Source organism: Nonomuraea sp. SBT364, assembly GCF_001083785.1.
Classification (GTDB): domain Bacteria; phylum Actinomycetota; class Actinomycetes; order Streptosporangiales; family Streptosporangiaceae; genus Nonomuraea.
In genome coordinates this window covers 1-19,394 of record NZ_LAVL01000051.1, presented here as the reverse complement: position 1 = coordinate 19,394, position 19,394 = coordinate 1, and the positions used below count along the sequence as shown (strand labels likewise).

The following is a 19,394-nucleotide window of genomic DNA, read 5'->3' as shown; positions in this document are numbered from 1 at the left end:
TGGTACGAACCGAATCTCTCTCACACATTCCGGTGAATCCAGAGGCGCGTTCAATTTCGTACAACCGTCATGACTGTCCTGCTGCTCGTGCTGTTCGCGCTCTCCCTGCCGTTCTGGCTGCCGAGGGTGGTGACGGGGCTGCGGATGTGGCTGTTCGCGCGGATCAACGGCGTGGAGGGCGTCGCGGTGCCGGGCGAGCTCGTCGGCGTCCCGCAGTTCCTGGAGGTGTACGGCCATCCGGCAGCCGACGGGCGCAGCAGAGGCGCGGCGTTGTCGGACCTGTTCTGGTACTGGCTCTCCCCCGGCCCCGAGCTGCACCAGGAGCACCTGGAGCCGGGGCCGCTGCACGCCGAGGTGGCCCGGTGCACCCGGCGCGTCCTGACGCTGGGCACGCGGGAGGCCGAGCGGCTGGCGGTGGAGAGCCTGCGTGACGCGCTGCCCGGCGACCGGGGGCTGGTGCGGCTGCGTGACCTGGTGATGCCGGTGTGGGCGGAGTTCTACCACCGGCTGGTGTTCGGGACGCCGTGCCCGCCGGGGGTGCGGGAGCTGATCGTGGCCAGCGCCGACGACGTGGTGACGGCCTTGAAGTGCTGCGGGCTGCGCCACATGGACCGTCGGCTGCGGCTGACCGCCTACCTGGAGAGCGTGGAGAGCCGGGTGGCGCATCCGCTGCCGGCCTCGCTGGGCCCGCGCGAGCGCGCGCTCTACCTGCAGGGGGCGTTCTTCAACACGGCCGTCGTGCAGAGCTCGGAGGCGACCGCGCACGTGCTCATGGCACTGGCCGAGGGCGCGGACGGGCCGCTGGAGGAGGTGGTCGCCGAGACGCTGCGCCGGTATCCGCTGTTCGGGATCGCGCACCGGATCACCTCGGGCGACATCGAGCTCGGCACCGGGACGACGATCCCCGCCGGGTCGGTGCTCTGCTTCAACTATCCGGAATATCACCGCAGCGGGGGGCAGATCCCGTTCGGCGTGGCCGCGAACCGGCCCTGCCCGGCCTGGCGCCTGGCCCCCGTCACCATCCGCGCCGTGGTCGGGGAGCTGCGGGAGAGCTACGTGTTCCGCACCTCGGCCGGGCACGAGCGGGCGCTGCCGAACCGGGGCCCCTGCCTGATGGCGCCGCGCGGCCGGGAGTCCCGGCTGCGGGGCGTGGCGCTGGCGTTCCTGCGGGTGCGCGACCTGTGGGAGGACGTGTGGCGCAGCCTGGTGCAGCTCGTGCTCGGCACCTACATGGTGTGGCACGCCCGCCGCCTGCGGCTGTGCGAGAACCACTTCAACCGGGCCTGAGCGCGGACTTGTCCGGTTTGCCGCTCTCGTTGACCGGCACCTCGGTGAGCGTGGTGATCGTCCGGGGGACGGCCGCCTCGCCCAGCGCCTCGCGCACCAGCGCGGCCAGTTCCTCCCGACCGGCCCGCGCGCGCCCGGCGGGCACCACGTAGGCGTGCACGGCCTCGCCGGTCACCGGATCCGGCGCTCCGACGACGAACGCCTGGTCGACAGCCGGGTGAGCGGCGAGCACCGCCTCCACGGCCCCGGCGTAGCACACCTCGGCGCCCACGATGATCACGTCCCGGTCCGCCCGGTCAGGTACAGCAGCCCGTCGCCGTCCAGGCGGCCGAGGTCGCGGGTGCGCAGCCAGCCGTCGTCGCGCAGCACCTCGCGGGTGCCCTCCGGGTCGCCCCAGTAGCCGGACATCCGGTGCGGGCTGCTCACCCACACCTCGCCGACCTCGCCGGGGCCCACCGGCCGGTCGTCGCCACCGCGCAGGCTGAGCCGGACGTCCGGCAGCGGCCTGCCGACCGACGTCAGGTGCCCGGCCGCCAGGTCTTCGGGGGTGAGCATGGTGATCACGCCCGCCTCGGCCTGGCCGTACCCCTGCCAGATCACCGGGCCGAGCCGCGCGGTGGCGGCGGCGAGCAGGCGCGGGCCGGCGGGCGCGCCGCCGAGCACGAGGGCGCGCAGGCCGCGCGGCCCGGCGTCGAGCAGCGCGCGCAGCCGGGGCGGCGGCATCATGGCCGCGGTGATCGCGTAGCGGGCGATGGCGGCGGCCAGGTCCTCGCCGGGCTCGGGCATGACGACGGTGCCGCCCGCCACCAGGCAGCGGCCCGCGTACGTCATCATGACCGGGCTGGCCAGCGTCTCCTGCACCAGGCAGCGCTCGAACCTGGTCATCAGCGACGCCAGGACCGGCGGCCATCCCCGGTAGGCCAGGCTGTGGGCGCGATAGGTCTGCGCGCACGCCTTCGGCAGGCCGGTGCTGCCGCTGGTGTAGGTGAGCCTGGCGACGTCGTCGGGCCGCGCCCGCGCCCGCGCCACCCCGGCGGCGGCGCCGCGCAGCAGATCCGTAGCACCGGCCAGCGGCCCGAGCGACAGCACCCGCGTACCGCCCGCTCCGGCCGCCACCGTCGCCGCGCGTGTGGCCGCGCGTGTGGCCGCGCGTGTGGCCGCGCGTGTGGTCGCGCGGTGCAGGGCGGGCGTCATGGAGGCGGCGTCGGCGACGAGCGCGGCCGGGGGGTGACGCAGGACGTGGGCGAGCTGGGTGGCGCTCCAGCCGGGGCGCAGGGCCGCCACCCGGCAGCCCAGGGCGTGCGCGGCCAGGTGGACGGCGTAGGTCTCGGGCGAGTTGGCGGCGGCGACGGCCACGCCGTGCCCGGGGCCGAGCCCGGCCGAGCTCAGGTGCCGCGCGACGCGGCCGGTGAGGTCGAGGAGCTCGCCCGCGGTGACGGTCCGCGCGCCGTGCTGGAAGGCGGTGCGGCCCGGATCGGCCGCAAGCGCGTCGAGCACCGGCTGGGGAAACAGGTTCACGACAGTAGTACGAGTGCCGCTCGGTGGAGAGATTCGCGGAACTCGGCGCATGTATCGCCGGATTGCTGGGTACTGCACCAATTCATTGCACTATGCAATGATGGTCATGGGTGAAATGGCACACTTTCACCGCTGGAGGGCGGAAACGTGCAGGCGGGTTTCTCCTGGATCATCACCCCGCACAACGGTGCCGCGGTTCTCAGCCTGTCCGGCGAGCTCGACATCGCCGTCGCGGCCGAGCTTCGGCAGTGCATGGCGGAGGCGATCGCGAGCGCGGAGCCGCCCCGGGTCGTGGTGGATCTCAAGGGTGTGAGCTTCTGCGACAGCTCGGGGCTGAGCGTCCTGCTGTCCGGGCTGAGCGGGGCCGAGGCCGCGGGCGGCGCGCTCGTCCTGTGCGAGCTGCATCCGCGCCTCAAGCGGGTGCTCAACGTCACCGGACTGCATCGGCGCTTCCAGACCTACGACACGGTGACGGCCGCGGTGGCCGCGCTGCCCAGGGCGGTGGCGTCCTGACGATCAGGCGTCCGGCCAGCCCAGCGGATGCATGGCGGTCTCCTGCGGCTCGCCGCCCGCCTCGGTGAAGGCGGTCATCGCCTCGACCAGCGCCCGGCGCTGCCCCGGCGACAGGCGTGCGACGATCGCGCCGATCTCCGCGCGGCGCCGCACGCTGACCTCCTCGACGATCCGCCGCCCCTCGTCGGTCAGCCGGATCAGGCTCTCCCTGCGGTTGTGCGGATTGACCTCCCGCACGATCAGCTCCGCCGCGGCCAGCCGGTCGGCCATCCGCAGCGCGGTGGAGGAGTTGACGCCGAGCATCACGGCCAGCGTGACGAGCTTGGTCTCACCGTGACCGGCGAGCACCACGAGCATCCGGAACTGCGGCAGCGTCACCCGGTCCGCCACCGTGCCCAGCGAGCGGGCGGCGATGCCGACGAGCAGCCGCGTCCCGGTCAGCACGGCCGAGACGGCCGCCGAAAGATCGTCGTGGCGCTCTGACATACACGACCCGGTTCCCGAGAAAGTCTCACGTCAGTGTACGGAGCCGGTGCGCGCGCCGGAAGGTGTGCCGCCTGCCGCCCGTGCCGCCCGTGGCGAACCCGGCCGACGCGGTGACCGCGCCCCGCCCCCGGACGGTGAACACCTCCGAGACCTCCTCGCCCGGCAGCAGCGTCACCTCACGCCGCCCGGCGACCCGCTGCCCCCGGGGCGTCGTCAGCGCCAGCGTGACGCGCCGCCAGGGCACCTTCGAACCGTTCACCAGCGCCACCGTGACCTGGTCGCCCGCGCCTTCCACGCGCAGCCCGTACGGGGTGCGCGGGTCGTCGCCGATCGACGCGTCGAGCAGCGCCAGCAGCTCGGCCACCAGCTCCGGCCTGCGCCCCGCCAGGTCGCGCGTCTCCCCGAGGTCGGTGGCCAGGTCGTACAGCTCGACGCGCCCCTCGGGGCCCGCGCCCGCGATGCCGGGCGCGAACCTGAGCGCCTTCCAGCGTCCCCGGCGGATCGCCTGCGCCTTGCGCGGCCGGTTCCACACCAGGTGGTCGTGGCCCCGGCGGCGGCCGCCGTTGAGCAGCTTCCTGAACGACCTGCCGTCGATCGCGGCCGGCGCGGGCACCTCCGCCAGGTCCGCCAGCGTCGGCAGCACGTCGTAGAGCGTGACCGGCTCGCTCACCACCCGGGCGCGCATCTTCGGCGACCACGCGATCAGCGGCACCCGGATGCCCCCCTCGTACAGGTCACGCTTGTCGGCCCGGTAGGGGCCGTTGGAGTCGAACAGCCAGGGCGTCACGCCCTTCTCCCGGTGCGGCCCGTTGTCGCTGGTGAACAGCACCACCGTGTCGTCGGCGACGCCCGCCTCGCGCAGCGCCCCGAGCAGCGTGGCCACGTCGGAGTCCAGCCGCCCGACCTGCGCCGCGTGCCGGCGGTTGGCCCTGCTCCAGGGCTTGTCCTTGTAGCGCCCGGCGTTGCCCGGGACGACGCTGGGCGCGTGCGGCAGGTTCGTGGCGAAGTACAGCAGGAACGGGTCGTCCGACGGCTGCTTGACGAACTCGACGGCCCGCCGCAGGAACAGGTCGGGGGCGAACGCCTCGCGGCCGAGCGTCACCCGGCCGCCGTTGTGCCAGAGGTAGTCGGGGTAGTACTGGTGGGCGTGGCGGTGACCGATGTAGCCGAAGAACTCGCCGAACCCGCGCTCGTTAGGATGCGACGGCTGATCGGGCAGCTCCGGCCCGAACCCCCACTTGCCGATGCACGCGGTGCGGTAACCGGCGAGCTGGAGTAACTCCCCGAACGTGAGGTCGGCCTCGCTCAGCGAGTGCTGCGGGCCGCCCTCCGGGTTCTCCCGTACGGTCCCGTGCCCCGCGTGCATGCCGGTCAGCAGCGAGCACCGCGACGGGGCGCAGAGCGGCGCCCCGGAGTACGCGGTCTCGAACCGCACCCCCTCGCGTGCCATCCGGTCCAGGTTGGGCGTCGCGATCAGCCGCTGTCCCTGGCTGCCGATCTCCCCCCAGCCCAGGTCGTCGGCCAGGATGACGACGAAGTTGGGCCGCCGGGGGAACGCGGCCCGCGCCGGGGCGGCCGAGGCGGAGACGGTCAGGCTGGCCAGGGCACCCGTCAACAGGGTGCGGCGCGAGGGCGCGGCGATCATGCAGGACACCTTCAGGGCAACGGAAGATCGGCAGGCGAACCACCGGAGAACGGCAGGCGAACTCTGCCGGAGCCTTGGTGCGGAAGGGCGGGGCTCAGCAGTAGTCCCACAGCCCGCAGATCTCCCTGAGCTCGGGAGGCAGCTCGTCGTCTGTCGGCAACGGGCGGCCAGCGACGACCGTACCGCTACGGATCTTGTCGCGCCAGTCGCCCACCCCTTTCACGAAACCGCCGTGGTCGCGCTCGCCGTAGTCGAGCATCGACGGCTCCCACTCCACTCCGAGGAAGCCGCAGACCCGCCGCAGCTCGGCCTCGGGATCGGCCACCACGTCCTCGTAGCGGACGGTCAGCCCGTCCAGATTCGTCCGCGCCTCCTGCAGGTAGGTCATGTAGCTGAGCGTGCGCGGCACCGCCTCCTCCATGGGCCGCTTGGCCGGGTCCGCCTCGTGCCACGACTGCACGATCGACATCGGGTGCCGCAGCAGGAACACGAACCTCGCGTCCGGCCAGCAGGCCGCGATCCGCCGCCAGGCGAACACGTTGGACGGCGTCTTCTCCACCAGGATCGGCTTGCCGCTGCGGGCCAGCTCCCGGTGCAGCAGCCGGTCCCACACGAGGTGCTCGATGTCGCTGTGGGTGTGGCCGAGCAGCTCCATGGCCTGCCGGACCGGGTCGGTCGTCAGCCCGACCGTCATCCGGCGGAAGTGCGTCTCGATGGGCGAGTGCACCCGGGAGTGGCTGTTCAGCAGGACGCGCATGAGCGTCGAGCCGGACCGCACCGAGGAGAGCAGGAAGACCGGCGCCCGCAGCAGCCGGTCGTGCGCCGGATCGACCGGTGGCCGCACCTCGTCGCCGGGCAGGCGCTGCAGTTCGGGCGGCGGCTTGGGCACGGGCTTCGGCGCGGGCGCCGGCTTCCCGGCGCGGGCCCGTGTCAGCGTGTATCCGGTCAGTCCCTCGAGCGTCGCGTTGGCCCGGTACTTCCAGCTCATGGCCCGTCAACGTAGACATCACCGGTGAACCCCCGGTTAACCGGTCCTGTGAAATATCCCGGCGCCCGCCGTGGTTACACCTCCTGCTCCCGGGATCTTCACTGCGAAAGGCATGTTCTCCATGGCTCTCCCGCTCTCCATACTCGATCTGGCGCACATCGGCGAAGGAGAGACGGCCGCCGACAGTCTGGCCGCCAGCGTCACGATGGCGCGACGGGCCGAGGAATGGGGCTACCGGCGGATCTGGTACGCCGAGCACCACAACATGCCCACCATCGCCTCTTCGGCCACCAGCGTGCTGATCGCCCACGTGGCCGCGCACACCCGGACGATCCGCCTCGGCGCGGGCGGCGTCATGCTGCCCAACCACGCGCCGCTGACCATCGCCGAGCAGTACGGCACGCTCGCGACGCTGCACCCGGGCCGCATCGACCTGGGGCTGGGCCGGGCGCCGGGCAGCGACCAGCAGACGATGCGGGCGATGCGCCGCAACCCGGCCGCCGCCGACGAGTTCCCCCAGGACGTGCTGGAGCTGCAGGGCTACCTGACCGGCGAGTCGCGCATCCCGGGCGTGGAGGCGACGCCGGGCAAGGGCACCGACGTGCCGCTGTACATCCTCGGCTCCTCCCTGTTCGGCGCCCAGCTCGCCGCCATGCTCGGACTGCCGTACGCGTTCGCCTCCCACTTCGCGCCGGCCGCGCTGGAGGAGGCCGTGGAGCTCTACCGGCGTGACTTCCGGCCGTCGGCCCAGCTCGCGGAGCCGTACGTGATCGCCGGGGTGAACGTGATCGCCGCCGACACGGCCGAGGAGGCCCAGGCGCAGTTCCTGTCGGCCAAGCGCAAGCGGGTGGGCCTGCTGCTCGGCCGGGGCCGGACGTTCACGCCCGAGGAAGCCGACCTGGTCCTCGACTCCCCCGCCGGGCAGCAGATCCTGCAGATGACGCGCTACTCGGCCGTCGGCACCCCGCAGGAGGTCGCCGGCGAGCTGGACCGCTTCGCCGAGCACGCCCGCGCCGACGAGCTGATCGTGGTGTCGGCGGCGCCGGAGCGGGCGGCCTGGCTGCGCTCGCTGGAGCTGATCGCTCAGGTCCGCGGCCTGGTGGCCGCCTGATTCACGCCCTGACCGACAGGGCGTGGCTGAAGACGCCGCGCGGGTCCCAGCGGGCCTTCACCCGCCGCAGGCGCGCGTAGTTGGCCCCGTAGTAGAGCTCCGACCAGGGCACGCCCGAGGTGTTCCAGGCCGGGTCGGCGTGGTCGGCGTCGGGATAGTTGATGTAGGCGCCGCCGAGGTTGCCGCCCGGCACGGGCACGCCCCCGGTCGAGGCGAACGTCTTGCGGTGCAGGTCGCGCACCCACGCCAGCTCGGCCGCGCCGTCCTGCGTCTCGTCCCAGGTCGCCAGGTGGATGACCTTGAGGATCGAGCGGCGCTCCACCGTGGCCGTCGCCTCCGGGGCGACGGTGTTGACCCGTCCGCCGTACGACAGCAGCCACAGCAGGCCCGTCCTGGCGGGGCCGCCGGCGGTCAGGCTGTCGTAGGCGACGCCCGCCTGCTCGTCGGTGAAGCTGCTGCGCAGGTAGGCGGACTTGCCCTTGTACCGGCCCGCCTCTGTCGCCTCGCCCAGCGAGAGCGCCCGTACGGCCTGGAACCACGGCTGGCGCAGGAACGGGAAGACCGTCGCCCGCGGCGTGACGCCCTCTCCGACGGCGGCGAAGAAGTCCGACAGCAGCTTTTCGGCGCCGGGCACGCCCGCGTCGATCTGCGCCGGCAGGATCATGCCGCCCTGGTCGCCCTCCCCCGGCTGGCGGCCGGGGATCAGCAGCGAGCCCCACAGCGAGGCGTACGGCGTGCCGGGGGCGCTGTTGCGCTCGTGCCACTCACCGTAGTTGCGCAGCAGCCGCTGGAACGACTCGCGCGTCATGTCCTTCCACGCCCACGACCCGAGGCCCGACAAGACGGTGGCGGGCGGCCTGGGCAGCAGCGTGCCGGGGTCGTCGCCGCGTGCCCGGGGGTCGCGCATCCAGTAGCGGGTGACGACGCCGAAGTTGCCGCCGCCGCCCCCGGTGTGCGCCCACCACAGGTCGTGGTTCGGGTCGCGGGGGTCACGGGTGGCCACCACGGCGCGGGCCCGGCCGTTCCGGTCGACGACCACGACCTCGACGGCGTGCAGGTGGTCGACGGTCAGGCCGTCGCGCCGGGACAGCGGACCGTACCCGCCGCCCGCGATGTGCCCGCCCGCGGCCACGCCCCCGCACTGGCCGCCGGGGATCGTGACGCCCCAGCCGAGGTAGAGGCGCCGGTACGCCTGCATGAGCGTCGCCCCCGCCTCGATCGCGAACGCGCCGCGCTCCTCGTCGAAGTACACCTCGGACATCTCGCACAGATCGATCACCACTTCGGCGCCGTCGCCGACGAAGTTCTCGTAGCAGTGGCCGCCGCTGCGCACGGTCAGCCGCCGGTTCTCGCGCACCGCCCGGCCGACGGCCTTGACCACCTGCTCCGTCGTGCCGGCCAGGTAGAAGTAGTCGGGCTCCACGCGGAAGCGCAGGTTCGTCCGCCGGACCGCCAGGTCCTCGTAGCGGGGATCGGACGGGGGCACCACGACCGGCCCGAGCGGCTGCGGCCCGTCCGGCTCGCCGGGTAACCCGCCGGCCGCCGCGAGCCCGCCGCCGAGCGCGGCGGTCCCGCCGATGAAGCCCCTGCGCGTGACCTCGCTCATGATCGTCCTCTCGTCGGATGCTCTGCGGCTTCGACGCTACGAGCGGGGACGGGAGGCGGGTAGGCGGCCAGTTGCACAGTTGGGGTGGAGGTAAATGCACTGATCGGCTCCCTTGCCTCCACCTGACTGATCGCGTACAGTGTGCGAGTCCTGTTGCCGTCATCCGAGGTGAACTGTTGGAGATCTGAGGCCGAGACGCCGCGCCCACGTCTGTGGTGTGCGCACGCCCGACCTCAGGTGATCGTCCGACGCCTCGTTCTTCGCGTACGGCCTGCGATCCTCTGTTCCGTAGTTCGGGCGGCCTTTCCGCGGTGTCTCCACGTGTCCTGAAATTCCTGACACGGCGAGGAGCCACCCTTATGTCATTTTCTATCGTCTGCGACGGCCTCTCCTACGAGTGGGCCGACGGCACTCCCGTCCTCGACGGGCTCGACGTCGCCTTCGGAGCCGGGCGCACCGGTCTCATGGGCGTCAACGGCTCCGGCAAGTCCACGCTGCTGAAGCTCATCGCCGGTGAGCTGCGCCCGTCCGCCGGGACGATCAGCGTCGCCGGCGACGTCGGCTACCTGCCGCAGGACCTGCCCCTGGCCACCGGCGCGACCGTCGCCGGGCTGCTCGGCATCGAGCGGCAGCGGGCCGCGCTGCACGCGATCGAGGGCGGCGACGCCTCCCCCGAGCACTTCACCGCCATCGGCGACGACTGGGACATCGAGGAGCGGGCGCACGCCGAGCTGGACCGGCTCGGCCTCGGCCACCTCGGCCTGGACCGGCCCGCCGGCACCCTGTCCGGCGGCGAGGTCGTGATGACCGGTCTCGCGGCGCTGCTCGTGCGCCGGCCCGGCGTGCTGCTGCTCGACGAGCCCACCAACAACCTCGACCTGGACGCCCGCCGCCGCCTCTACGCGGCCGTGCGGTCCTGGTCGGGGGTCCTGGTGGTGGTCAGCCACGACCGGGTCCTGCTCGACCTGGTGGACCAGATCGCCGACCTGCGCGACGGGGCGGTGCGCGTGTTCGGCGGCAACCTGACCGCCTACGAGCAGACGCTCACCGCCGAGCAGGAGGCGGCCGAGCGGATGGTGCGCGTCGCCGAGGGCGACCTCAAGAAGCAGAAGCAGGAGATGGAGGACGCCCTGGTCAAGCTGAGCCGCCGGACGCGCTACGGGGACAAGATGAACGCGAACAAGCGCGAACCCAAGATCATCATGGGTGCGCGCAAGCGGCAGGCGCAGGTGTCGGCGGGCAAGCACCGCAACATGCACGCCGAGAAGCTGGAGCAGGCCCGCGAGCGCCTCACCGAGGCCGAGCAGGCCGTCCGCGAGGACGCCGAGATCCGCGTGACGCTGCCGCGCACCGAGGTCCCGGCCGGTCGCACGGTCCTGACGCTGTCCGGCGTCCCGGGCCTCCACGAGCTGCGCGGCGGCCCCGACGCCGACGGCGAGCCCGTGGCGGAGCTGGTGCTCCGCGGCCCCGAGCGCGTCGCGCTGATCGGCCCGAACGGGTCGGGCAAGACGACGCTGCTGCGCGCGATCGCGTCGGCGGGCGAGTCCGCCGAGGGGCCCGGCGTGCACGTGGGGGTGCCGATGCGCTACCTGCCGCAGCGGCTGGACCTGCTGGACGGCTCGCTCAGCGTGCTCGACAACGTCCGCCGGTTCGCCCCGTCCGCCCCCGTGGGCGAGGTGCGGGCGCGCCTGGCCCGCTTCCTGTTCCGGGGGGCGCGGGCCGAGCAGCCGGCGGCCACCCTGTCGGGCGGCGAGCGTTTCCGTGCCGTCCTGGCGGCCCTGCTCTCCGCCGAGCCGCCGCCCCAGCTGCTGCTCCTGGACGAGCCGACGAACAACCTGGACATGGCCAGCGTCCGCCAGCTCTCCCAGGCGCTGTCGGCCTACCGGGGCGCGCTGCTCGTGGTCAGCCACGACCTGCCGTTCCTGGAAACGCTCGGCATCACCCGCTGGCTGGCCAAGCATCCGGAGGGATGATTGTGTGTCCGGAGAACCTGTGAGGAGGGCACCTGTGAGCCGCAAGATTTCCTCCGTCGTCGGAGGCAAGGACGCCGCCGCGATCGAGACGTACGCATCCACGAACCCCGCCCGCACCGCCGAGGTCGTCGCCGAGGTGGGGCTGGCCGACGCCGAGACCTTCGCCGCCGCCGCGGCGACGGCCAGGCAGGCGCAGCGGGAGTGGGCCAAGGTCCCCGCCCCGGTCCGGGGGCGGGTGATCGCCTCCATCGGCCGGCTGGTCGAGGCCAACACCGAGACCCTGGCCCGGCTGGTCACCCGGGAGATCGGCAAGCCGTACAGTGAGGCACTGGGCGAGGTGCGGGAGATCGTCGACACGTGCGACTTCTTCCTGGGCGAGGGCCGCAGGCTCTACGGGCAGACCGTGCCGTCGGAGATGCCGGACAAGAACCTGTTCACCTTCCGCAACCCGGTCGGCGTGGCGGCGGTGATCACGGCGGGCAACTTCCCGGTGGCCGTTCCGTCCTGGTATCTGGTGCCCGCCCTGTTGTGCGGCAACGCGGTGGTGTGGAAGCCCGCCGAGTACGCGGCCGCCTCGGCGCACGCGCTCTACCGGCTGTTCGCGGCGGCGGGGCTGCCCGACGGCGTGCTGAACATCGTCTTCGCCGATGGTGAGCAGACGTTCCTCGGGCTGGAGCGGGCGCTGGACGCCGGCGACGTGCACAAGGTCGGCTTCACCGGCTCCAGCGAGGTCGGCAGGAAGATCGGCGAGCTGACCGGGCGGCACCTGCAGTCGGCCTGCCTGGAACTCGGCGGCAAGAACCCGATGGTCGTCATGCCGGACGCCGACCTGGACCTGGCGGTGGAGGGCGCGCTGTTCTCCGGCTTCGGCACGGCCGGTCAGCGGTGCACCAGCCTGGGCACGGTCATCGCGCACGAGTCGATCCACCGCGAGTTCACCGACCGCTTCGCCCGGGCCGTACGGGAGGCCAGGATCGGCGACCCCGAGCAGGACGTGCTGGCCGGGCCGCTGCTGGACCGCAAGTTCGCCGACCGCTACGAGCAGTACCTGACCTGGATCGAGCCCCACCACCGGGTCGTCACCGGCGCCACCGGCCGCATCACCGCCGGCAGCCCGCACCGGGACTTCACCGGCGAGGGCGGCCTCTACTACCACCCGGTCGTGGTCGACGGCGTGCGGCCGGACGACCGGCTGTTCCTGGAGGAGACGTTCGGGCCGATCGTCGGCGTCACCGCGTTCGCCACGCTGGAGGAGGCGGTCGAGCTGGCCAACCTGCCCGGCTACGGCCTGTCCAGCTCCATCTACACCACCGACGCCAAGCACGCCTTCCGCTTCCGCGAGGGCGTCTCGGCGGGCATGGTCAGCGTCAACAACTCCACCTCGGGGGCCGAGGCGCACCTGCCGTTCGGCGGCAACGGCAAGTCGGGCAACGGCAGCCGGCAGTCCGGGATGTGGGTGCTCGACCAGTTCACCCGCTGGCAGGCGATGAACTGGGACCACTCCGGGCGGCTGCAGAAGGCCCAGATGGACGTCGCCGACATCACTCCGGACAGGGACTTCCGGCTCTAGTCCGGCGCCCCGGGTGCCGCAACGACGACGGGACGCGGATGCCCGCGTCCCGTCGTGCGAACGGCCGTCAGACCTGGCCGGCCTTCTCCAGGGCGGCGCAGCAGGTGTTCACCAGCAGGCGGGTGACCACGTACGGGTCGATGTTGGCGTTGGGGCGGCGGTCCTCGATGTAGCCCTTCTTGTCCACCTCGACCTGCCACGGGATGCGGACCGAGGCGCCGCGGTCGGAGACGCCGTAGGAGTACTTGTTCCACGGGGCCGTCTCGTGGGCGCCGGTCAGGCGGCTCTCGATGTCGGCGCCGTACTGGGAGACGTGCTCCATGGGCTTGTCGCCCTCGCCGAGCGCCTCGCAGGCGGTGATGATGGCGTCGTAGCCCTCACGCATGGCCTTGGTGGAGAAGTTGGTGTGCGCGCCGGCGCCGTTCCAGTCGCCGCGGGCGGGCTTGGCGTCGAGCGTGGCCTCCACGCCGAACTCCTCGGCGGTGCGGTAGAGCAGCCAGCGGGCGATCCACAGGTGGTCGGCGACCTCGACGGGACCCGCCGGGCCTACCTGGAACTCCCACTGGCCGGGCATGACCTCGGCGTTGATGCCGGAGATGGCCAGACCGGCGTCCAGGCAGCGGTCGAGGTGCAGCTCGACGATCTCGCGGCCGAACACGGCCTCGGCGCCCACACCGCAGTAGTAGTGGCCCTGCGGAGCCGGGAAACCGCCCTCGGGGAAGCCGAGCGGGCGGCTGCCCTTGAAGAACGTGTACTCCTGCTCGATGCCGAACCAGGACTCCTGGTCCGCGTAACGCTCGGCGATCGGGCGCAGCAGCGCGCGGGTGTTGCTCTTGTGCGCGGCGCCGTCGATCTCCTCGACCTCGCACAGGACCAGCACGTGCTCGCCACCGCGGATCGGGTCCGGGCAGGTGAACACGGGGCGGAGCACGCGGTCCGACGAGTGGCCCTCGGCCTGGTTGGTGCTGGAGCCGTCGAAACCCCACACCGGCGGCTCTGCCCCGTCGGCCAGGATCTTGGTCTTGGAGCGCATCAGAGCCGTGGGCTCGGTGCCGTCGATCCAGATGTACTCAGCCTTGTAGCTCACCGGCGATCCTTTCAGGGTTTCTCTCAGCCACGCCGAGTCTTAAGGACAGCCGTTTCCACCTTTTTGCCCGAATGTGAACGGCGTGTTAAGCCGGTCGTCCCTCCTTCGCCGGATCAGGCCCCTTCCCGCCTGGCGTGGCCGTCGTAGCCCAGCAGCCGCATGGCGGTGTCGGGGTCCAGGGCGGCCGCCAGGAGCTGGGCCCTGGCGTGCGCCTGGTCGCGTTCGTGCTCGGCCTTGGCCTGGGCGGCACGCAGGCTCTTGACCGCGACCGCCGCCAGCCCGGTGCCCACGATCACCGCGACCACGACCACGAACAGCACCGCCAGCAGCCCCGGCGAGGCGATCCCGCCGCCGGGCTCCGGGTCGCCGGTGCCCGCCAGCGCGCCGCTGACGGCCAGCCCGCTGATGAGCGCGAGCACCACCAGGGCGAGCACGCTGCCGCCGGCCATCCACCAGCGCCGCCGCGCCGCCTCACCGCGCGGACGGCCGTTCGCGGCGACCGCGCCCTCGAACACGGCCGCCGGTTCGCCCGCCCACGGCACGAACTCCGGCCGCGCCACGTCCGCCTGCACCGGCACCGGCACCTGCGCCTGGGCCTGGGCCTGGGCCTGGGCCTGCGCCGGGATGATCACCATGGGCCCCGCCACCTCGTGCGGTGGGGCGGGCTCCTCCTGCGGAGCGCTCCGCGCGGGCGGGGCGGCGTCGTCCGGGACCGGCAGGTCGCGTTCGATGCGGCTGTGCTCCCGGTGGGCCCGGACCGCGTCGCGGTGGTAGTCCTCCAGTTCCCGGTAGAAGTCGTCGCCGGCGTAGACGGTGCCGTCGACCAGCGGCCCGCGGGCCCGCTCGATGATCGCCACCACGTCCTCCCCGTTGAGCGTGCGGTGCGTCTCCAGCGCGTGGGCCAGGCACAGGACGTCCCTGCGGCGCTCCTCCAGCAGCCGCTCGGTCTTCTCCAGCAGCCGCGCCAGGTTGTCCTCGATCCGCTCCCCCAGCACGCCGGGGTCCGGGCCGGGCTCGCGGCGCGGCGAGCGCCGGCGTGCGCCCCTGCCCCCGGTGATCTCCAGCTCCTGCAGCGCCGGCAGCGAGGTGACGCCGGAGCCCATCCCCCAGTACGACTCCATGAGCGCCGTCAGGAACGTCGCCGAGTGGAGGTCGCCGGAGACGCCGGAGGAGTTGTCCTCGCCGAAGAACATCCGCTCCCCGGCCAGCGACGCGAGCGAGACCATGATGTCCGCCTCGTACTCGGACTTCCACCGGGTGAACTGGTCGTCGGGCCTGATGGAGGCCACCAGGCCCAGGTGGTCGGCGCCCTTCTCGATGGTGGCGACGTCGATCTCCAGGTGGAAGCGGGTCACGTACGCGACGACCGCGTGGCAGGCCTCGTGCACGGCCACGGCGTGCCGCTCGCGCTCGAGGTACTCGACGTCCTCGGGCGGCCCGAGCTGCTTGAGCCGTTTGGCGCGCAGCACGTCCGGCCAGGTGATGACATCGCGCCCGTCGCGGACGGCGGTGATGAGCGACTCGTTGACCAGGTCCTTGATGGTGGCGCCGGTCGCGTACGGGGTGATGGTGGCGAGCCTGTCGATCTGCTCGGCGGTGAGCCGGTGCGCGACCTTGGCGAAATAGCCCTGGTAGGTGCGCACCCGCCCGGCCTTGGACGGATGGCCGACCTTGTAGACGCGGTCGATGCGGCCGGGCCGCAGCAGCGCCTCGTCGAGGGCGTCCGGCCGGTTGGTGGCCATCATGACGAGGACGCGGTAGCGGGGCGGCGGCTTGGGCCGCATCCCGAGCGTCCGCCGGACCAGCCGGTTGAAGAGCCCGCGCGGCTTCTTCAGCGCTGACAGCTCCGCGAGCAGCGCCTGCAGGGTGCCGGCGTCGCCGTTGCCGGTGCCGCCGCCCCCCGTGAAGAACCGGTTGCCGTGGCCGGGGTCGCGGAAGGCCAGGGCCATCCGGCTCTCCTCCGACAGGTACGTCATGCCGTGACAGGCGGAGAAGCCGCTCCCGGGCGGGCCCTGCCGGACGGGACGGCCGCGCCTGCCGAGCGAGTCGGCCCCGTCGAAGAAGACGATCACCCCGCCGTAGCGGAGGGCGAGCTTGCGCAGCCTCCTGAAGAGCGTCTTGACCTTGAGGACGCCGACGCCCATGAACAGGTTCGCGAACGCGCCAGGATCGACGTACACGTACGGTTTGCCGGTCTCCCCCGCCACGGCCTCGGCCATGAGCGACTTGCCGGTGCCCGGTGGCCCCCACAGCAGCAGCCCGCCGGGCACGTAGCCGCCGCGCTCCTCGATCTCGCCGGGCCGTTCCAGGAGGACGACGTTCTCGCGGACCCGCTCGACCACGTGGTCCTGCCCCCACACGTCGGCGAAGCGGGTGCTGATGTCGTCGGGGAAGTACGTCTCCACCCCGCCCCTGGACAGCGCCCAGAGCAGGCCCGCGACCGGGAGGACGAGCGCGAGGAGCCCGACGGCGACCTGCGCGACGGACGGCAGCGCGGCGAGGACCAGCGCGGGCGCCCGGAACACCGCCAGGAACGGGCTGGTGCCGAGCACCGCGCCGAGCACGAGCCCGGCCAGCGTGATCCAGAACGCGGCCTTGGCCAGCCGGGCCAGCCGGAACCTGGCCCAGTCGCCGAAGCGCCGGTGCGACCATCGCTCGAACCCGCCGAAGACCCGCCCGCTCCAGAACCGGTGGTAGCCGGGCGATACCTCGCTCACCAGGAAGTGCCCCTGCCGGACGGCCTCCGCGCCGAGCAGCCAGAAGATCCACTGATGGTCCCGCGCGATCACCAGCATCGCGTCGGAGTAGGGCACGATGCCCGGGAAGTCGGCCATCACCTTCCACGTGAGGACGAGGTAGGCGACGGCCAGGCCGGTGAGGAACTTGCCCCTGTCCCAGAACCGCGCCCGCGGGCGGGTGGCGAAGCCGGGGACGGCGGGCCCGCTGCCGGGTGCGCGCAGCCCTTCGTGGAGTGTGCTCTTCACGCGGTGCTCCCTCATCCGGGCAGCCGGAGCAGCTTGAACGAATTCGCGATCTCGTCGAACTCCGCCCTGCGCTCCAGGTAGCAGGTCGGCCGGCAGGCGATGAGCATGACGGAGACGGTGGCGCCCGAGCCGTCGAGGATGGCGGTCTGGTCGAACGTCTGGTGGGTGGCGCCGATCCGGTAGCTGTAGCGGACCCGTACGCCCCGGGCGCCGCCGTCGAGCCGGATGGGCTCGTCGCTGAGCCGCTCGAACCCGCTGAGCACCGGCGGCCTGCCCGACCGCAGCACCCGGCCCAGGTACGCGCCGCGCGACTCCTCGGTCACCGGCAGGATGAAGTCGCGCAGCCGGTCCAGCGACACCGTGTCGCGCTGCTCGCCGGTGAGCCGGTGCACGGTGGCGTAGACGAACGGGTCCCGCGAGCCGAACAGGTGGTCGACGCCCGGCTCCCGCGACCGGTCGAAGGCGACGGACCAGACCCGCTGCTCGCGCAGCCGGGCCGCCTCGGAGCCGGGCGGGTCGCCGCTGAGCACGGTCTCCAGCGGGGCCGGGTCGATCCTGGCGAAGGAGGCGGGCACCTTGAAGTAGGTGGTGCCGTCCCTGTCGCGTACGTAGGTGAACTCCGGCTGCCCGCACGCAACCGGCAACAGGACCGCGGCGATCAGCGCGATCCACGCCCGTCTCTTCTTCACCGGGGGCCTACCTCCAATGACGAGGCACCGACGTTGTTGTGCCCGTTTTCGCATCGAGTGAGCCCGGTGCACGGTGACAAATCTTGACCAAATCTTGGCCGTACGTCGGCCTCGCTTGTTACAGATCAACAGGAAACCGTGGCTTTGGCGCGCCCCCATTGGTGTGCGGCGAGAAGTAGCCGAAGATGGAGGTTCTCCTCACGCACGACCGGAGCCAGCCATGACAGAACCGGCCGTCGACTCCTACGGCATGGCCGCGGAGCGCGCCTTCGCCGAAGTGTGGTCGCGCGACGCGCTCTCGGTCAGGGAGCGCCGCCTCGTCCTGCTCGGGCTGCTCGTCGGGCAGGGGCTCGACGACCAGGTGGCCGAGCAGCTCGACGCCGCCCTGCGCACCGGCGACCTGAGCGAGAGCGAGCTGCGCGAGGTGGTCGTCTTCCTCACCCACTACGCCGGCTGGTCACGCGGCGCCCAGCTGAACGCGCAGGTCGAAGACCTGATCGAGCAGGTCAGGCAGGGTCGATCCGGTAGACCGGGCCCTGCAGGCTGAGCGCGTAGAGCTCGCCGTCGTGCCCCTGGCCGAACGACGAGAGCTGATCCACTCGCCCGATCTCGTCCCCTCGGGCGGGCTCGGCCGCCGGCGCCGCCTTGACCCAGCCCGCGCAGAAGTCGCCGTACAGGAACCGCCCGCGCAGCCAGTCGATCTTCGTGCCCCGGTAGACGTAGCCGGCGATCACCGAGCAGTTGCCGCCCTCGCCCAGCGGGTAGGCGATCACCGGGTCGACCAGGTCGCGCGCCTTTCCGCCCGCGCCGAACGGGTGCTCGCCCTCGCGCAGGTTCCAGCCGTAGTTCTCGCCCCCCTTGGAGCCGGCCGGCTGGTGGTCGACCTCCTCCCAGGCGTTCTGGCCGACGTCGCCGATCCACAGATCGCCGCTCTCCCTGTCGAACCCGAACCGCCACGGGTTGCGCAATCCGTACGCCCAGATCTCCGGCCGCGCGCCCGCCCGGTCCGCGAACGGGTTGTCCTCGGGGATCTTGTATGCGGAGCTGAGGAGCTTGCGACGATACGGGGTTCCGCGCGGGTCGATGCGCAGGATCTTGCCGAGCAGGGTGCTCAGGTCCTGGCCGTTGCCCTCCGGGTCGCCGCCGCTGCCGCCGTCGCCGAGGGCGATGTAGAGGTGGCCGTCGGGGCCGAAGGCGAGCTGGCCGCCGTTGTGGTTGGCGTACGGCTGCTTCTGCGTGAGCACGTCACGCCTGGCGGTGGCCTCGTTGCCGTCGTAGGCCCACTCGGTGACGTGCGTGGTGCCGTCGGCGTCGGTCCAGTCGAGGTAGAGCCAGCGGCCCGTCGGGTGGAACGCCACGCCGAGCAGGCCCTGCTCGTTGCCGTCGCTCACCTCGCCCGACAGGTCGACGATCGTCGCGCCGTCGGTGGTGCGCAGCTTGCCGCCTTGCTCGGCGACGTAGAGCCGGTCGTCGCCCTTCCGCACGGCGAACGCCACCGGCCGGTCCAGCTCGGCGATCCGCGTGAACCGCACCCTGCCTTCCGCGGCCGCGGACGGTTCGGCCGGCGTCCCGGCGGACGTGCCCGCCTCCGACGCGGCCGGCGACCGCACCTCCCGCTCCGGCACCCCGGCCGAGCACGCGACCAGCGCGACGGCGAGTAACCCGACCGGCACAGCCCCAACAAGACGCACCCCCTCATCCTGCCACCCCCCCGCCTCAAGCGCCGCACCCACGGCATGGGGGCGCGCCCCCTCACCCCATGGCACGGGGGACGCCTCCCGACCGAAGAGCCGCCCCTCCGAAGGCTGGGGCCTGCCGTCCTCTGAAGGGCGGCACCTCCGAGGCGTGGAGGCCCCCCTCTGACGAGCCGCACCCCCAGGCATGGGGCGGCGGGGGCGGTGCGTGGTCTGTCTCTTACACACATCGGGCCCTGCCGA

General features: G+C 72.6%; 16 protein-coding genes. 6 read left to right on the top strand and 10 right to left on the bottom strand.

The features are described 5' to 3' along the window. Positions 1 to 69 precede the first annotated feature (69 nt). Positions 70 to 1,287: a hypothetical protein gene (locus ADY59_RS23005; RefSeq protein ID WP_049565358.1), complete on the top strand. Its 1,218-nt coding sequence runs from the start codon at positions 70 to 72 to the stop codon at positions 1,285 to 1,287. On the opposite strand, the gene ADY59_RS48930 is transcribed toward ADY59_RS23005, so the two are convergent. Next, positions 1,274 to 1,567: an AMP-binding enzyme gene (locus ADY59_RS48930; RefSeq protein ID WP_049565356.1), complete on the bottom strand. Its 294-nt coding sequence runs from the start codon at positions 1,565 to 1,567 to the stop codon at positions 1,274 to 1,276. The two genes, ADY59_RS23005 and ADY59_RS48930, sit on opposite strands and share 14 nt — an antisense overlap. Next, positions 1,564 to 2,805 (bottom strand): class I adenylate-forming enzyme family protein, encoded by a 1,242-nt coding sequence (locus tag ADY59_RS22995; protein ID WP_049565354.1) that lies wholly within the window; start codon positions 2,803 to 2,805, stop codon positions 1,564 to 1,566. Before ADY59_RS22995 ends, ADY59_RS48930 begins: the two co-directional genes overlap by 4 nt. Positions 2,806 to 2,952: 147 nt before the next feature. On the opposite strand from ADY59_RS22995, the gene ADY59_RS22990 reads away from it, so the two are divergent. Continuing rightward, complete coding sequence (locus ADY59_RS22990) at positions 2,953 to 3,318, top strand: STAS domain-containing protein (RefSeq protein WP_049565352.1); 366 nt, start codon at positions 2,953 to 2,955, stop codon at positions 3,316 to 3,318. Positions 3,319 to 3,321: 3 nt separating this feature from the next. Here ADY59_RS22990 and ADY59_RS22985 read toward each other — a convergent pair whose 3' ends face one another. The 3 genes from ADY59_RS22985 to ADY59_RS22975 all read right to left on the bottom strand — a co-directional run bounded on the left by ADY59_RS22985 (position 3,322) and on the right by ADY59_RS22975 (position 6,437). Further along, positions 3,322 to 3,804, bottom strand: a complete 483-nt coding sequence (locus ADY59_RS22985; RefSeq protein ID WP_049565345.1) for a MarR family winged helix-turn-helix transcriptional regulator — start codon at positions 3,802 to 3,804, stop codon at positions 3,322 to 3,324. 25 nt (positions 3,805 to 3,829) lie between these two features. After that, entirely contained in the window at positions 3,830 to 5,449 is a 1,620-nt protein-coding gene (locus tag ADY59_RS22980) for an arylsulfatase (RefSeq protein ID WP_053175057.1), read from the bottom strand. A 94-nt stretch (positions 5,450 to 5,543) separates the two neighbouring features. Continuing rightward, positions 5,544 to 6,437, bottom strand: coding sequence for a sulfotransferase family protein (locus ADY59_RS22975; protein WP_049565344.1), 894 nt, complete (start codon positions 6,435 to 6,437; stop codon positions 5,544 to 5,546). Between the two features lie 121 nt (positions 6,438 to 6,558). Between ADY59_RS22975 and ADY59_RS22970 the strand changes: the two genes are divergently transcribed. After that, on the top strand, positions 6,559 to 7,548 hold the full coding sequence (locus ADY59_RS22970; protein WP_049565400.1) for an LLM class flavin-dependent oxidoreductase: 990 nt from the start codon (positions 6,559 to 6,561) through the stop codon (positions 7,546 to 7,548). Between the two features lies 1 nt (position 7,549). Here ADY59_RS22970 and ADY59_RS22965 read toward each other — a convergent pair whose 3' ends face one another. Further along, positions 7,550 to 9,154, bottom strand: a complete 1,605-nt coding sequence (locus ADY59_RS22965; protein ID WP_049565343.1) for an FAD-binding oxidoreductase — start codon at positions 9,152 to 9,154, stop codon at positions 7,550 to 7,552. Positions 9,155 to 9,513: 359 nt separating this feature from the next. Between ADY59_RS22965 and ADY59_RS22960 the strand changes: the two genes are divergently transcribed. Together ADY59_RS22960 and ADY59_RS22955 are read left to right on the top strand one after the other, a co-directional pair. Further along, positions 9,514 to 11,127, top strand: a complete 1,614-nt coding sequence (locus ADY59_RS22960) for an ABC-F family ATP-binding cassette domain-containing protein (RefSeq protein WP_049565342.1) — start codon at positions 9,514 to 9,516, stop codon at positions 11,125 to 11,127. A 34-nt stretch (positions 11,128 to 11,161) separates the two neighbouring features. After that, positions 11,162 to 12,697: an aldehyde dehydrogenase family protein gene (locus tag ADY59_RS22955; protein ID WP_049565341.1), complete on the top strand. Its 1,536-nt coding sequence runs from the start codon at positions 11,162 to 11,164 to the stop codon at positions 12,695 to 12,697. A gap of 67 nt (positions 12,698 to 12,764) precedes the next feature. Here ADY59_RS22955 and glnII read toward each other — a convergent pair whose 3' ends face one another. The 3 genes from glnII to ADY59_RS22940 form a co-directional block, all read right to left on the bottom strand. Then, positions 12,765 to 13,784, bottom strand: a complete 1,020-nt coding sequence (glnII, locus tag ADY59_RS22950) for a glutamine synthetase (RefSeq protein ID WP_049565340.1) — start codon at positions 13,782 to 13,784, stop codon at positions 12,765 to 12,767. Positions 13,785 to 13,897: 113 nt separating this feature from the next. Continuing rightward, a complete protein-coding gene (locus ADY59_RS22945; protein WP_231618841.1) occupies positions 13,898 to 16,768 on the bottom strand; it encodes an AAA family ATPase in 2,871 nt (956 codons plus the stop codon). A gap of 11 nt (positions 16,769 to 16,779) precedes the next feature. Next, positions 16,780 to 17,457, bottom strand: coding sequence for a hypothetical protein (locus tag ADY59_RS22940; RefSeq protein WP_049565336.1), 678 nt, complete (start codon positions 17,455 to 17,457; stop codon positions 16,780 to 16,782). Positions 17,458 to 17,677: 220 nt separating this feature from the next. Here ADY59_RS22940 and ADY59_RS22935 point away from each other — a divergent pair, with 220 nt between their 5' ends. Then, complete coding sequence (locus tag ADY59_RS22935) at positions 17,678 to 18,004, top strand: carboxymuconolactone decarboxylase family protein (RefSeq protein WP_049565334.1); 327 nt, start codon at positions 17,678 to 17,680, stop codon at positions 18,002 to 18,004. Here the strand turns inward: ADY59_RS22935 and ADY59_RS22930 are convergent. Beyond that, positions 17,964 to 19,130, bottom strand: a complete 1,167-nt coding sequence (locus tag ADY59_RS22930) for a PQQ-dependent sugar dehydrogenase (protein WP_231618840.1) — start codon at positions 19,128 to 19,130, stop codon at positions 17,964 to 17,966. The two genes, ADY59_RS22935 and ADY59_RS22930, sit on opposite strands and share 41 nt — an antisense overlap. Between the last annotated feature and the right edge of the window lie 264 nt (positions 19,131 to 19,394).